General features: G+C 69.2%; 14 protein-coding genes. 7 read left to right on the forward strand and 7 right to left on the reverse strand.

Features of this window, described 5'->3' with window-relative positions; translation table 11 throughout:
• Positions 1–75 precede the first annotated feature (75 nt).
• Positions 76–1,866, reverse strand: a complete 1,791-nt coding sequence (thiC, locus tag ACWBNA_RS16475) for a phosphomethylpyrimidine synthase ThiC (protein ID WP_482705081.1) — start codon at positions 1,864–1,866, stop codon at positions 76–78.
• Positions 1,867–2,120: 254 nt separating this feature from the next.
• Between thiC and ACWBNA_RS16480 the strand changes: the two genes are divergently transcribed.
• Positions 2,121–3,893: a YibE/F family protein gene (locus tag ACWBNA_RS16480; protein ID WP_482705082.1), complete on the forward strand. Its 1,773-nt coding sequence runs from the start codon at positions 2,121–2,123 to the stop codon at positions 3,891–3,893.
• A 345-nt stretch (positions 3,894–4,238) separates the two neighbouring features.
• Here the strand turns inward: ACWBNA_RS16480 and ACWBNA_RS16485 are convergent, their stop codons facing one another.
• The 4 genes from ACWBNA_RS16485 to ACWBNA_RS16500 all read right to left on the reverse strand — a co-directional run bounded on the left by ACWBNA_RS16485 (position 4,239) and on the right by ACWBNA_RS16500 (position 6,636).
• The gene (locus tag ACWBNA_RS16485) at positions 4,239–4,676 is read right to left on the reverse strand and encodes an SsgA family sporulation/cell division regulator (protein ID WP_383862380.1); all 438 of its coding nucleotides are present in this window, start codon (positions 4,674–4,676) and stop codon (positions 4,239–4,241) included.
• A gap of 99 nt (positions 4,677–4,775) precedes the next feature.
• Positions 4,776–5,510, reverse strand: coding sequence for an IclR family transcriptional regulator (locus ACWBNA_RS16490; protein WP_482705154.1), 735 nt, complete (start codon positions 5,508–5,510; stop codon positions 4,776–4,778).
• 450 nt (positions 5,511–5,960) lie between these two features.
• Positions 5,961–6,173 (reverse strand): DUF5326 family protein, encoded by a 213-nt coding sequence (locus ACWBNA_RS16495; protein ID WP_482705083.1) that lies wholly within the window; start codon positions 6,171–6,173, stop codon positions 5,961–5,963.
• A gap of 145 nt (positions 6,174–6,318) precedes the next feature.
• Positions 6,319–6,636, reverse strand: coding sequence for a cupin domain-containing protein (locus tag ACWBNA_RS16500; RefSeq protein ID WP_105970274.1), 318 nt, complete (start codon positions 6,634–6,636; stop codon positions 6,319–6,321).
• A gap of 57 nt (positions 6,637–6,693) precedes the next feature.
• Between ACWBNA_RS16500 and ACWBNA_RS16505 the strand changes: the two genes are divergently transcribed.
• From ACWBNA_RS16505 to ACWBNA_RS16525, 5 genes are all read left to right on the forward strand, one after another.
• The gene (locus ACWBNA_RS16505; RefSeq protein ID WP_482705084.1) at positions 6,694–7,071 is read left to right on the forward strand and encodes a phage holin family protein; all 378 of its coding nucleotides are present in this window, start codon (positions 6,694–6,696) and stop codon (positions 7,069–7,071) included.
• Between the two features lie 7 nt (positions 7,072–7,078).
• On the forward strand, positions 7,079–7,570 hold the full coding sequence (locus ACWBNA_RS16510; RefSeq protein ID WP_482705085.1) for a low molecular weight protein-tyrosine-phosphatase: 492 nt from the start codon (positions 7,079–7,081) through the stop codon (positions 7,568–7,570).
• Complete coding sequence (locus ACWBNA_RS16515) at positions 7,567–8,721, forward strand: cystathionine gamma-lyase (protein ID WP_482705086.1); 1,155 nt, start codon at positions 7,567–7,569, stop codon at positions 8,719–8,721. Before ACWBNA_RS16510 ends, ACWBNA_RS16515 begins: the two co-directional genes overlap by 4 nt.
• A 229-nt stretch (positions 8,722–8,950) precedes the next feature.
• Entirely contained in the window at positions 8,951–9,964 is a 1,014-nt protein-coding gene (locus ACWBNA_RS16520) for a LysR family transcriptional regulator (protein ID WP_482705087.1), read from the forward strand.
• Positions 9,965–10,051: 87 nt separating this feature from the next.
• Positions 10,052–10,534: an NUDIX domain-containing protein gene (locus ACWBNA_RS16525; protein ID WP_482705088.1), complete on the forward strand. Its 483-nt coding sequence runs from the start codon at positions 10,052–10,054 to the stop codon at positions 10,532–10,534.
• Positions 10,535–10,547: 13 nt separating this feature from the next.
• Here the strand turns inward: ACWBNA_RS16525 and ACWBNA_RS16530 are convergent, their stop codons facing one another.
• Both ACWBNA_RS16530 and ACWBNA_RS16535 read right to left on the reverse strand, forming a co-directional pair.
• The gene (locus ACWBNA_RS16530; protein ID WP_482705089.1) at positions 10,548–12,230 is read right to left on the reverse strand and encodes a globin domain-containing protein; all 1,683 of its coding nucleotides are present in this window, start codon (positions 12,228–12,230) and stop codon (positions 10,548–10,550) included.
• A gap of 418 nt (positions 12,231–12,648) precedes the next feature.
• Positions 12,649–13,281, reverse strand: coding sequence for an HAD family hydrolase (locus tag ACWBNA_RS16535; protein ID WP_482705090.1), 633 nt, complete (start codon positions 13,279–13,281; stop codon positions 12,649–12,651).
• Between the two features lie 191 nt (positions 13,282–13,472).
• Here ACWBNA_RS16535 and ACWBNA_RS16540 point away from each other — a divergent pair, with 191 nt between their 5' ends.
• The gene (locus ACWBNA_RS16540; protein WP_482705091.1) at positions 13,473–14,339 is read left to right on the forward strand and encodes a GNAT family N-acetyltransferase; all 867 of its coding nucleotides are present in this window, start codon (positions 13,473–13,475) and stop codon (positions 14,337–14,339) included.
• The last annotated feature ends 99 nt before the right edge of the window (positions 14,340–14,438 follow it).

Genomic DNA, 14,438 nt, shown 5'->3' on the forward strand with positions numbered 1-14,438 from the left:
CGGCCCCTCGGCTTGCGCCCCCACCCAGGGGAGCGCAAGCCGAAGACCCGGCCCCCGACCGGGGGCAGGACGGCCTCAGTCCGCGAGGGGCAGGTACACCCGGTTGCCCGCCGCCGCGAACTCCTTCGACTTCTGGGCCATGCCCTCCTCGATCTCCTCCTGATTCCCGCCGTGCCGGCGGCGGATGTCCTGGGAGATCTTCATCGAGCAGAACTTCGGCCCGCACATCGAGCAGAAGTGCGCCGTCTTGGCGGGCTCGGCCGGCAGCGTCTCGTCGTGGAACTCCCGTGCCGTGTCCGGGTCGAGAGCCAGGTTGAACTGGTCCTCCCACCGGAACTCGAAGCGGGCGTCCGACAGCGCGTCGTCCCACTCCTGGGCACCTGGGTGCCCCTTGGCGAGGTCGGCCGCGTGGGCGGCGATCTTGTAAGTGATGACGCCGGTCTTCACGTCGTCACGGTTGGGCAGTCCCAAGTGCTCCTTGGGAGTGACATAGCAGAGCATGGCCGTGCCCCACCAGGCGATCATCGCGGCACCGATGCCGGAGGTGATGTGGTCGTACGCCGGCGCGACGTCCGTCGTCAGCGGGCCGAGCGTATAGAACGGAGCTTCATCGCAGATCTCCTGCTGAAGGTCGATGTTCTCCTTGATCTTGTGCATCGGGACGTGGCCCGGGCCCTCGATCATGGTCTGTACGTTGAAACGCTTCGCGATCCGGTTGAGTTCCCCGAGCGTGCGCAACTCCGCGAACTGCGCCTCGTCGTTGGCGTCCGCGATGGAGCCCGGCCTGAGGCCGTCACCGAGCGAGTACGTGACGTCGTAGGCGGCGAGGATCTCGCAGAGCTCCTCGAAGTTCTCGTACAGGAAGCTCTCCTTGTGGTGCGCGAGGCACCAGGCGGCCATGATCGAGCCGCCGCGCGAGACGATGCCCGTCTTGCGGTTCGCCGTCAGCGGTACGTACGGCAGGCGGACGCCCGCGTGGACCGTCATGTAGTCCACGCCCTGCTCGGCCTGTTCGACGACCGTGTCCTTGTAGATCTCCCAGGTCAGTTCCTCGGCGCGCCCGTCGACCTTCTCCAGGGCCTGGTAGAGCGGCACCGTGCCGATGGGCACGGGGGAGTTGCGCAGCACCCACTCGCGGGTGGTGTGGATGTTGCGGCCGGTGGACAGGTCCATGACCGTGTCGGCGCCCCAGCGGGTCGCCCAGGTCATCTTCTCGACCTCCTCCTCGATGGAGGAGGTCACCGCGGAGTTGCCGATGTTGGCGTTGACCTTCACCAGGAACCGCTTGCCGATGATCATCGGCTCGATCTCCGGGTGGTTGACGTTGGCCGGCAGCACGGCCCGGCCCGCGGCGATCTCCTCGCGGACGACCTCCGGAGAAACGTTCTCCCGGATGGCGACGTACTCCATCTCCGGTGTGATCTCTCCCCGGCGGGCATAGGCGAGCTGCGTAACCGCCTTGTCGTCGCGACTGCGGCGCGGAAGGCGCGGCCGTCCCGGGAAGACCGCGTCGAGGTTGCGCAGGCCGCCCCGCGGTGAGGTGTGCTTGACCCCGTCGTCCTCGGGGCGGACGGGCCTGCCCGCGTACTCCTCGGTGTCGCCGCGGGCGACGATCCAGTTCTCCCGGAGGGGAGGCAGACCCCTGCGGACATCGGTTTCGGTGAGGGGGTCGGTGTAAGGGCCTGACGTGTCGTACAGCGTGACCGACTGCCCGTTGGTGAGGTGCACCTGACGGACCGGCACTCGCAGATCGGGGCGTGAGCCCTCCACGTACGCCTTGTGCCAGCCGATGGACTTCCCGCTCTCCTCGCCCTCATTGAGCTCGTTCTGCGTGGAGGCAGGCGTGCGTGCGTCCTTGTTGGTCATGAGACCTAGCTCCCTACGCCGGCATTACCCGGTAACAGGTTCGGCGGTCGACGCAGCGGATTCCGTCTGCCGGCGTTTCGTGTGAAACATCACTCGCTTCAGGCGATGTTTCATGTGAAACATGGCAGGGACGGAGGTCAGCGCCCTCTCAGCCCGGTGCTCCGAGCTCCCGCGTGTACAAAGGTGGCTCCACGCTAGCGTCAATTCGGGCGCGGTGAACAGAGGGCCCCCGGCGTTCTTGCGATGATCGGTCGGTGACCACGACACAGCAGTTCCCGTTTCCGCCATCCGAGCCGCCGCGCAGGCCGGGCGGCGGGAGCGGCGACGGAAGCGACGACGGACGTGGAGACGGGCGTGACGACAGCCTTGGTGGCGGTCACGGAGGCGCCCGCGGGGGTGGCCATGAAGCCGGCCATGATTTTTTCGGCGTCAGGGGCAACACACGAGCCGGACGAGCCCATGACCCCGGGGTCGGTGGCGGGCACGGTGCCGGTCAGGGACCCGGTGGCGGTCCGGGACCCGGTGGCGGTCGTGGGCACGGCCACGGCGACGGGCACGGTCACGGCTCGGGTGGTGGCGACGGTCACGGCGACAACGGTTCCGGTGGGTGGCAGGGGCACAACGGCCCTGGTGACGGACAGGGGCACAACGGTCCCGGTGACGGACAGGGACACGACGGTCCCGGTGCTGGCGGCGGGCACGGCCACTCCCACAGTCATGGGCCTGCGGCCCCCGTCTCCAAGCATCTGCGCAAGGTCATCGCGGCGATCCTGATCCCGTTCGCCTTGGCCGTCCTGGTCGGGCTCGTGGTGCTGTGGCCGGGGGGCGCCCCGGGGCACGCGCGCACGGGGGTCGGCTTCGACCGGCAGACCCAGCAGGCCACGGTCACCAAGGTCGAGAGCGTGAGCTGCTCGTCGGTGAACGCCTCCGGGGAAGCCCCGACCGGCGACACCTCCACCGCCGAGGGCTCGTCCGCGCAACAACAGGCGAACGGCACCTGCAAGAAGGCGACGATCCGGGTCGACACCGGCGATGACAAGGGCCGTACCTTCACGGAGATCGTCCAGCCGGACCAGTCACGGCAGTTGCACCAGGGCGAGGAGGTCGTGGTCGCCTACGAGCCCTCCGCACCGAAGGACCTGCAGTACTCGGTCACCGACGTCAACCGTCGCCTCCCGATGGCGCTGCTCGCCGGCATCTTCGCGCTCGCCGTGGTGATCGTGGGACGACTGCGAGGGGTGATGGCACTCGTCGCGCTGGCCATCAGCTTCCTGCTGCTGAACTTCTTTGTCCTGCCCGCAATCCTCCAGGGCTCGAATCCGCTGGTCGTGGCCGTGGTCGGAGCGAGCGCCATCATGCTGATCGCCCTGTACGTGTGCCATGGTCTGTCGGCCCGCACGTCCGTCGCGGTGCTCGGCACACTGATCTCGCTGCTGCTGATCGGCGTCCTGGGCTCGCAGTTCATCGGCTGGGCCGCGCTCACCGGCAACACGGACGACAACACCGGCCTCATCCACGGCCTGTATCCGTCGATCGACATGAGCGGTCTGCTGCTCGCGGGCGTCATCATCGGTTCGCTCGGTGTCCTCGACGACGTGACGGTCACCCAGACGTCGGCGGTATGGGAGCTGCACGAGGCCAACCCGACGATGGGCTGGCGCGGCCTGTACCGCGCGGGTATCCGGATCGGCCGCGACCACATCGCGTCCGTCGTCAACACGCTCGTCCTCGCCTACGCGGGCGCCGCGCTGCCACTGCTGCTGCTCTTCTCGATCGCCCAGAGCAGCGTGGGGACGGTCGCCAACAGTGAACTGGTCGCGGAGGAGATCGTGCGCACGCTGGTGGGCTCGATCGGCCTCGTCGCCTCGGTACCGGTCACCACGGCCCTCGCGGCCCTGGTGGTCTCGGCCGACCGGGCGGGAGCGGGGGGCGGTGCGACGACGGGGGCGCCGGCACTGGAAGCGGCAGCGACCGGTGCGCGTCCGGCTCCGGCACGCGGCGGGAAGGGGCGCCGGCGCCGGCGCTGAGGCGGGAGACCTGGCCCCGCCCCCCCCCGTTGCTCAACGGGGTAAACGCGGGGGGTGGTGGTGCGCGGGGCGGCGGGGCCAGGTCTCCCGCCTCAGCGCCGGCGCCGGCGCTGAGGCGGGAGACCTGGCCCCGCCGCCCGGCTCACCCCGTCCGCCCTGTTTACCCCGTATGCCCAACGTGGTCGGCCGGATCGCGCCGGGCGGCACGGGGGATCTCAGCATTCGCCCGACCGCAACGCCGCTCACGCCTCGGTTCACGCCTCACGCCTCACGCCTCACGCAGAAGCGTTACTGCGCAACCTCCCGCCGGTGCCGAAGCGTTCCGCCATCTCCTGCCGAAGCGCTTCAGCCCGCGCTCTGCTCTTCCGCCAGGATGCGGTCCAGAGCCTCGTCGAGGTGAGCGTCGAAGTCGGCGTGCGCCCCTTCCTGGCCCAGCGGCACCAGCTTGTCGGTGCGGTCGAGGAAGGCGATGAGCGGAGCCGTGGACGAGCGGAACAGCGCCTGGTCGCTGCCGACCTGAAGCCGGATCAGCACGTCGCCCAGCGAGTCGGGATCGGCGGGCGAGACCCGCACGTCCCCGTCACCGCAAGGCCGCCCAACCCCGTCGATCAGCAGCTCGCGACCAAAAGCCCAGGTCACCGGGGCATCCCCCGGCAAGTGGAAGGTCAGCCGCACGGCGTAGGGATCGCAGGTCTCGTAGCGCAGCTCCACCGGGATTCGGAAGGAGAGCTCCTCGGAGACGAGAAAGCTCATCATGACCTCTGCTTGCACGGACTCGCGCATCGCCTATCCCGTCACTCGCCGTCGGCTGGCTGGTAACCATCCTTCTGACACTGAGGGAATCTTGCTGAAAGTACACGAGAGATCACAAGGAGTGAGTTTTCAGATACTGATAGAGATCGCGAGTGACCCCAGCAGCAGCCCCAGCGCGTCCTGCAACTCCCGCGTCGCCGCCTGCAACCGATCCGCCTGGTGGGCGGGCAGGGAAATGGCCATCGTCGCGGCCAAGTTACCCACCGTGATCGGAATGGCCGCGCACACCGTCCCCAGCGCGTATTCCTGGCGCTCGGTCACCGGATCCGCCCGTCGCATGCGTTCAAGTCGCCGCATCATGGAGTGGTTGTCCCGGACCGTGTACGGGGTGATGGACTGCACGGGATAACGGGCGAGGTGGTCGCGGCGGGCCTCATCGTCCAACTGGGCCAGCAGACACTGCCCGATGGCGTGCGCGTGCCCGGTTTCGCGGAAGTCGGCCCACTCCTCGACCGCCGGGATGCCCGGGGTGTCGGAGACGCACATGACCTCGATCTCGCCGTCGCGGTACATCGCGTAGTACACCGGTACGCCGATCGCGTCGCGCCAGTGTGCGAGTGTCTCCGCGACCGTGCTGCGACGTTTCTGCTGGGCTCCGCTGCTGCCCAGCCGCTCGGCCGCCTCGCCGAGGAAGAACAGCCCCTTGTCGCGGCGCAGATAGCCCTCGTGCACGAGGGTGCGCAGCAGGTGGTAGGCCGTGGGAAGCGCCAGGCCCGTCTCGCGGGCGAGCTGCTTGGCCGGGGCTCCGTGTTCGTGCTCGGCGACGGCTTCCAGTAGGCGCATCGCGCGCTGCACGGATCCGATGAGGGTCGCGGACTGCGGCGACGCGGATGACGCGGTCGCCTGCCGCTGTGTCGGAGGTGTCGTCGGGCGTGGCCGCGCCGTCGATGCGGCGGGCTGGTCGGGCGGTCGGAGGCGGGCTCCCGGAGGGGGTGGCGCCGACCGGCCGGCCGCGGCGGGTGCACGGGGTGGGCCCGCTGCGGCGGATGACTGGGGCTGGGCGGGTGCGGTGGGTACGTGGGATGGGACAGGTGGGGTGTCAACCGTGGCCAAGGGTCACTCCCGGAGCGCGAGGGGGCAGCCCGTGCGGGGAACACGGGAGGGGGTGTACGCCGCTCGCGGGGTCGTCCCCGCGTCGAGTTCCGGACTCTAACCGTCCGTCACCGCTCGCAGACCGCCTCCCCGGGAAACTTCCCTCCCCCGAGGGAACCGGTGATTCCTGTTACCGGTCGCCGGTTGCCCCGAGTTGACGGCTCACCAGTCGCCGCGGGACGAGGAGCTCGTCGTGAACTTCCGTACGACGTAAACCAGTCCGCCGACCAGGGCCACGAAAACCAGCAGCTTGAAGAGCAGGCCGATGACGAAACCCACGACGCTCGCTATCAGCCCGCCGAACACGACCAGGGCGATGACCGGCACCGCGACCCACTTCACCCACCACGGCAGTCCCGTGAAGATCTCTCGCATGGCCCCAACCTCTCTGTGCCCGGCCTCTGCTGCCGGATCCTCTGATGTCCTGCACTCGATGCTAGGGCCGGGAGGGGCCCGAGCGGGGGCCTCGCATCCCTTGTCCGCCCCTGACTGATCCCCTAGGGAACCCCGAGGTCGCAGCTCAGCTCTCGGGCGGAGAGAAGACCACCATCACCCTCAGGTCCTCGCTGATGTGATGGAACTTGTGCGCGACACCGGCCGGTACGTACACGACACTGCCGCGCGCCACCTGGGTGGTCTCCATTCCCACGGTGATCGCGGCGCGACCGCTCACGACGAAGTAGACCTCGTCCTGGCTGTGCGGCTGCTGCGGGTCGTGCTCGCCCGCGTCGAGCGCGTACAGGCCGACCGACATGTTCCGCTCCCGCAGGAACTGCAGGTAGGCGCCGTCGTTGGCGGCGCGCTCCGCCTCCAGCTCGTCCAACCGGAATGCCTTCATCGACTTTGTCCGCCCTCGCCGTACTCGTAGCCGATCTCTTCTGTCACGATCAGACACATGATGAATTTCCTAGTCAAGACGATCGCCAACGCGGGCGCTCTGGCGGTTGCCGTTTGGCTGCTCGACAAGATCACCCTGACCGGTGACAGCACCGGCAAGAAGGTCTGGACGCTCATCCTCGTCGCCCTGGTCTTCGGGCTGGTGAACTTCCTGGTCAAGCCCATCGTGAAGGTTCTCACCTTCCCGCTGTTCATCCTGACCCTCGGGCTGATCACCCTGGTGGTCAACGCCCTGATGCTGCTGCTGACCTCGTGGCTGGCCGACAAGCTCGACCTGAGCTTCCACGTCGAGGGCTTCTGGACCGCCGTCCTGGGCGGCCTGATCATCTCGATAGTGTCCTGGGCGCTCCACGTCGTCCTGCCCGACGAGGACTGAGCACGCCATGACGTACCGGGTCTGCTTCGTCTGCACCGGCAACATCTGTCGTTCCCCGATGGCCGAATCCGTCTTCCGCGCCCGCCTACAGGAGGCCGGCCTCGACGGCTTGGTGGAGGTCGACAGCGCCGGCACCGGCGGCTGGCACGAAGGGGACGGTGCCGACCCGCGCACGGTCACCGTCCTCGAGAACAGCGGCTACGAAGGTGCTCACACGGCCCGCCAGTTCCAGCCGTCGTGGTTCGACCGCCTCGACCTCGTCATCGCCCTCGACGCAGGTCACCTCAAGGCCCTGCGCCGCCTCGCACCCACCTCGCAGGACGCGGAGAAGGTCCGGCTGCTGCGCTCCTACGACCCCACGGCGGGCGGTGACCTCGACGTACCGGACCCGTACTACGGGGGCATGGACGACTTCGAGGAGTGCCTTGAGATGGTGGAGGCGGCGAGCGAGGGTCTGCTCGCCGCCGTACGCGAGGACATGAAGGGAAAGGCGGCGTGAGCGCTACGAGCGGGCAGGGACTGCCGGTGGACAGCGGCGACGGCACGCGCGCGGTGCGGGCCGGGCTGCCCGAGCCGGTCAAGCACGAGCCGACCCTGCCCGGTCCCGTGTTCGCCGCCCACTTCCATCTGCCGGGCGACGTGACGGGTCCGTACGGCTACGGCCGCGACGACAACCCCACCTGGACCCTGCTGGAACGCGCTATCGGTGAACTGGAGGCGCCCGGGCGCGGCGACGTCGAGACGCTCGTGTTCGCCTCGGGCATGGCCGCGATCTCCTCGGTGCTCTTCTCGCAGCTGCGGGCCGGGGACGCGGTCGTTCTCCCCAGCGACGGTTACCAGGCCCTGCCCCTGGTACGCGCTCAGCTGGAGGCGTACGGCATCGAGGTGCGCACCGCGCCCACCGGCCGCGACGCCCAGCTGGAGGTCCTCGACGGCGCGAAGCTGCTGTGGATCGAGACGCCGTCGAACCCCGGGCTCGACGTGTGCGACGTACGGCGGATCGCCGAGGCGGCACACGCGCGTGGCGCCCTGGTCGCGGTCGACAACACGCTCGCGACACCGCTCGGGCAGCGCCCGCTGGAGCTCGGCGCCGACTTCTCCGTGGCCAGCGGCACCAAGCAGCTCACCGGGCACGGAGACGTCCTGCTGGGATACGTCGTCGGCCGCGGCGCCGAGGCCATGGCCGCCGTACGGCGCTGGCGGAAGATCGTCGGGGCGATTGCCGGGCCCATGGAGGCCTGGCTCGCCCATCGTTCGATCGCCACGCTCCAGCTACGCGTCGAGCGGCAGAACGCGACGGCCCTGGTTCTCGCGGAGGCGCTGCGGGAGCGCCCCGAGGTGACCGGGCTGCGTTATCCCGGGCTGCCCGACGACCCCTCCCACAAGGTCGCCTCGCAGCAGATGCGGCGCTTCGGATGCGTGGTCTCCTTCACGCTGCCCACGCGCGCGCGTGCCGACCGTTTTCTCGACGCGCTGCGGCTCGTCGACGACGCGACCAGCTTCGGCGGGGTGCGCTCGACGGCCGAACGCCGCGGGCGCTGGGGCGGGGACGCCGTGCCGGACGGATTCATTCGCTTCTCAGTGGGTGCCGAAGACCCCGAGGACCTCGTGGCGGATGTGCTGCGCGCGCTGGACGAATCGTCCCGGTGACCCCTTCGCGCCCGCTCGGGGCGGTGTACGGCTACGAACAACGGACGGTCCGAGCCTCCCCCCTCGTGGCTCGGACCGTCCCGGTTCTGCGCGCGAAGAACCGCGCGAACAAGGCTAGTTGACTCTGTGTCAGTGTCCAATCACAGTAGCGACAGAGACCTATCGACATATTTATAGTTGGGCCCTGCCTCGGGGCCGGGAGAAGGGCAGGGAAGAGGAGGACGTCGCCATGGATCTGGCCTTGCTGCGCACCTTTGTGACGGTGCACCGGGCCGGGTCCTTCACCCGCGCGGCCGCGCTGCTCGGCCTGTCGCAGCCGGCCGTCACCTCGCAGATCCGCACCCTGGAGCGACAGCTGGGGCGTCCCCTGTTCCTGCGGCAGGCCCGGGGCGTGACGCCTACGACCATCGGCGACGAACTCGCCCACAAGGCCGCTCCGCATCTCGACGCCCTGGTGGAGATCACCGAGACCGGGCTCGACGACGAGTCGTCCTTACGGACACTGCACCTTGCGGGCCCACCCGAGTTCACCGCTGAGCGGGCGCTGCCAGCGCTCACCCGGCTGACCGGCGAGGACGGCCAGGGCTTCGCTCTGCGTGCTTCCTTCGGGAACGCCGAAGAGGTTCTGGAAGGGCTGGCCGCCGGGCATCATGATCTGGCCATCTGCCCGGCCCGTCCACGCGGCGCCCTGCTCACGGCGACTGCGCTCTGCGACGAGGAGCACGTCCTGGTCGCCGCCCCGCGCTGGGCCGAGCGACTCGGCTCCGGGAAGCCGCGCCGCAAGGGGCCACGGGTGCTGGAGAACGTCACCTCGGCCAAGGCGAGACGCGCGACGGAGAACATCTCCGGGTCCAAGGGAAGGCGGGCTTCGGAGTGCGCTTCCGCGGCCAGGTCGGCACCCGCGCTGGAGAACGTCCCGGTGGTCGAGGTGCACGAGTCGCTGCCCTTCGTGTCCCGCTACTGGGCTTCGGTCTTCGACTCCCTCCCGGCCGCCCCGGGCACCGTGATCGTCCCCGACCTGCGCGCGGTTCTCGCCTGCACGGTGGCGGGCGCCGGGCTCGCGGTGCTGCCCCGCTATCTGTGCGCCTCCGCCCTCGAGCGCGGGGAGGTCGTCGCGCTGCACGATCCGGCGGTTCCGCCCCTGCGGACGTACTTCCTGGTGGTCCGCACCGGCACCCTGGCGATGCCGCACATCGCCCGTGCTCACGAGTGGCTGCTGCGAGCAGCCGGCGACTGGTGCTGAGGCTCGCATTTCAGCTGGTCACACGGTGAGCCCATTCGGTGCCCTTCGCGATGTTTCACGTGGAACCAGCGGGGCCACATTTCTCCCATGACCGTCCGACCCGTGGTCAAGCGCACCGCCCGTGCCGTTCTGCTGGACGGTGACGATTTGATCCTGATCAAGCGCACCAAGCCCGGCATGGATCCCTACTGGCTCACGCCCGGCGGCGGGGTCGAGCCGGACGACACGACCGTTGTCGACGCCCTGCACCGCGAGGTGTACGAGGAGCTCGGCGCCAAGATCACCGATGTGGTGCCCTGCTTCGTCGACACCGTCGAACACATCGGCGCGGACGGCGGTGCGACCGGCGTGAAGGTGCAGCACTTCTTCGTCTGCCATCTGGAGTCCATGGACCCGTCCCTGCGGCACGGTCCCGAGATGGACGAACCCATCGGCGAGTACGAGATCGTGCGGGTGCCGTTCACTCGCGTCGGGATCGCCTCCGTCCACCTCGTACCGCTGTCGCTGCGGCACTACCTCGACGGCAACATCGAGGGCGTACGGGCCATGCACGCCCCGGACCTCGGCTGACGTCCGAGGACGGTCACGGAGCGGCGGCGACGAGCTCCTCCACCGAGTCGTGGCGAATGCGGGCCGACGGGATGCCGATGTCCCTGAGCGCGTCCACGCCGCTGCGGATCATTCCGGGCGGGCCGGAGAGGTAGGCGTCGTACTCGTTCCACGGGCCGTACTCGCGTATGGCGTCCGGGAGCTGCAAGTGCGCCTGCTGATCGATGACCGCGCGGACCGAGAGCCAGGGGTGGCTCTGCTGAAGCCGGAGCATGGTGTTGATGTCGTAGAGGTCGTGATCGGTGCGGGCGCCGTAGAAGACCTCGACCGGGCGCCGTTCGCCGTGCTCGGCGACGTCCTCGACGAGGGCCTTGATGGGCGCTATGCCGGTCCCGCCGCCCAGACAGAGCAGTCCGCTGTCGGTGGTGTGGTCGACGGTCATCGAGCCGGCGGGCGGGCCGAGCCGGATGATGTCGCCCGGCCGGGCACGGTGCACCAGGGCGTTGGAGACCCAGCCCGCGGGGACGGCCTTCACGTGGAACGACAGCAGACCGTCCGAGCGCGGGGTGGAGGCGAAGGAGTAGTGCCGCCAGATCCGCGGCCACCAGGGCGTTTCCACGCTCGTGTACTGACCGGCGAGGAAGGGATAGGGCTGATCCGGGCGGACCGTGACCACCGCGACGTCCGGCGTTCGGAGGTCGTGCGCCACGACCTCCGCATACCACCAGGCCGGGGCGCGCAGTTCGTCCGCCGCCGCCGCGTCGATCATGACCTGCGAGATCGTCGTGTACGCCCGGACCCAGGCAGCCTCCAGCTCCGGGTTCCAGATCCCGGAGGCGTACTTGCTCAGGGCGCCGATGAGGCACTCGCCGACAGCCGGGTAGTGCTCGGCCCGCGTGCCGTACTTGCGGTGGCCGCGGCCGAGGTTCTGCAGGTACTCGACGAGGACCTCGGTGTTGTCGATGTGCTCGGCGGCGGTGAGCAGCGCCTTGAGCAGGCGGTCCCGCTGGGTGTCCATCGCGGCCGGGAACAGTGACCGCAGATCGGGGTGACGTACGAAGAGCAGGGCGTAGAAGTACGAGGTGACCTTGTCGGCCACGGGACCGACCTCGGCCATGGTCTGGCGGATGAGTACGGCGTCCGGGGAGGCGTCCTGCTGCGGGGCGGAGCGCTGGACGGGTACGCGCTGTTCGGCGGGCGGGGCCTGGGCGGGCGCAACCTGAGTGAGGAGGGAGGAGTGGGTGAGCGGGGCTTGGGAGGGCGGAGCTGGGGAGCTGGTCGGCGTGAGGGCCGATAGCGAGGGCGCTGTCCCGGGAGCCGGTATCGCGCTCGGCCTCCCCCCGGATGCGCTGACGGCCGGCATGTCGGGGGTTGTGACGGACGATGTGTCATCCGCGGTGACGGGCGGGGCGTCGGCTGTCTCCGCTGTAGGGGCTGCGCCGGCTGCCGTCACTGTGGGCGGTGTGGCGTCCGTGGCCTCGGTGGGCGGTGGTGCGCCGCCGGTTTTCGTGGCCCGCGGTTCGGCGTCCGGCGTCGGTGGGGCCTTACCGGTGCCTGTCGCGGTCCTGCCCACCGGACGCATCGCTGACAGGCGGCGGCCGTCGACGCTCTCCTGTTCGCCGCCAGGAGGGGTCTCCGGCGGCTTGTGCGGCGTGAACCAGCCGCTCCCGCCGCCGGAAGTGCCGTTGTCGGCCGACGTGGTGGTCGGAGCGTCCATGGTGTGCCTCGCCTCGAACATCTTTCGGTCGGTCTGCGCACTTCCCTGGTTGGAAGATGCCTGCTTTCCCCCGCAGACGGCTTGCTCTCTAGTCCGGCGCCGCAGCCGATGTGGCCACATTCAACCCGTGTTCCGGCTACGTACGGACAAGTAAGGCGAGAGTGTGACATTGGCCGCAGTACCTACACCGCAGCGTCCCACCTGATGTGAATGCACCGGACGCATAACCGGAAATGCCGGTTTTTGATCTCTCCGTCCCGTTAGGCTGCGTCGCCCTGCTCTCGGCCCACTCAGGCCTGCAGGAAGGGCTCCTCAACCGGACAGGAACCGGAGTCGACCATACCGGCCACCGCTCCCCACACAAGTCCCCCCTCCTCCTCCACGAATGCGACGAGGGCCGAACCATCGATTCCCGCAATTACCGGGCGTGCCGCACCAATTCATAGGCTTCCCACAGGTCCCGGCCCATATAGCAGTGGGTCGAGACACCGGACAAATGGCTGTCCGCGTTGACCGCGACAGAGATCGGCACCACGCCGAACAGGTCCCTGTCCGACAGCGAGTCCCCGTAGGCGATGCAGTCGGCCCGCGTGACGCCGAACTCCTCGCACAGCCGGTCGGCGATCCGGACCTTGGCGGCAGCGCTGAGCACCCCGGCCGGGTCCACGGGCTCGGTGAAAGGCAACGCGGGAAAGCGGGACCCGTAGGCCGCGTGGGCGCCCCAGCCGATGAGCCGCTCCACGAAGAACGAGGGCGAGAGCGACACGACAGCGCAGTAGTCGCCGCCATTTCTGATCTCCGCCCAGACCTCGCGGATACGCGCCAGCCACGGGGCGTCTTCGAAGGCCGCCGTCACGTGAGCCTCGGTGAGTTCCGCCCAGAGCCTGTACACCTCCGCCGCGTATTCGGGCGGGCCAATCAGCCCTGCCCCGATCGCCTGGTCGAGTGCCACCGCCTCGGCTTCCAGCCCGAGCTGCCGGGAGATCTCCACGGGTGCGGTGCTTCCGTGCAACAACGTGCCGTCGAGGTCGAAGAGATGAAGTCTGGCCATGCCGCCGAGGCTATCGGGATGCCTGCCGCTTACGGAGTGGCCATCGGACAGCCGTTGTTCGCCGCTGTTTCACGTGAAACACGCAGTGCTTGCTCGCAGGCTGTGCAATCTGCCATGACATGGCCAAAAGCCCGTTCCTCCTCCCGGAAACGGGTGGACGCCGGGGGTGCAGGTCCGACAGCCTGACCTGCGTGCCGACTCGTTCCCCCACCGCTCTGCCCATCCGCCGTCTGACGCGTCGTGATCTCACCGCCTGCGCCGACTTGTCCGAGGACCGGGGGTGGCCACGCGAGGAGCACAAGTGGGGCCTCCTCCTCACGGCCGGGAAGGGCTACGGCATCGACGACCCCGACGGCGGTCTCGTCAGCGCCTGCGTGGTCACCGAGTACGGACCGCCGGAGCAACCCGATCTCGGGGCGATCGGCATGGTGCTGGTCGCCGAACGGCATGCCCGCCAGGGCATCGGACGCCGGCTGATGCGCCACGTCGTCTCGGCGATGGGCACCACACCGTTGACGCTGCACGCGACGCCGAACGGTCGCCCGCTCTACGAGGAACTCGGCTTCAAGGCCGTCGGCCGGGTCGAGATGCTGCGCGGACACTTCACACCGGACAGCTCGCTTCCCGAGATCGCCACCCGTGCGGCCACCGGTGAGGACCTCACCGGCATCCTCCGGCTCGACGAGGAGGTGTTCGGCACCGATCGCACCCACATCATCGCCCGACTGCCTGCCTTCGCCGACCAGTTGCGCGTCGCCGAGGAGAACGGCCGGGTCATCGGCTACGGGGCCGCCTGGCCCAACATGGACACGCACGTCGTGGGTCCGCTGATCGCCCGCGACACGCGGACGGCGAAGTGTCTCATCGCCTCCCTGGCCGCCCACACCTCTCGCCCACTGCGCACCGACATCGACGTACGGCACGAGGAACTGCTGGCCTGGGCGAAGGCGCACGGTCTGGCACCCGTCGCCTTCAACGCCGTCATGACATATGGCGTCGCGGAACTCCCCGGCGACTGGAACCGACGGTTCGCGCCACTGACGGTGGCGGCGGGCTGAGGCCGGACGGGCCGAGCTCCGATGCGGCGACGTCAGCTCCCGGTGGATCCGGGAACCGGCATCGCCGCGCGTACAGCTCGTGGTCAGGGGCAGCCGTCC

Source organism: Streptomyces sp. Q2 (assembly GCF_056820935.1).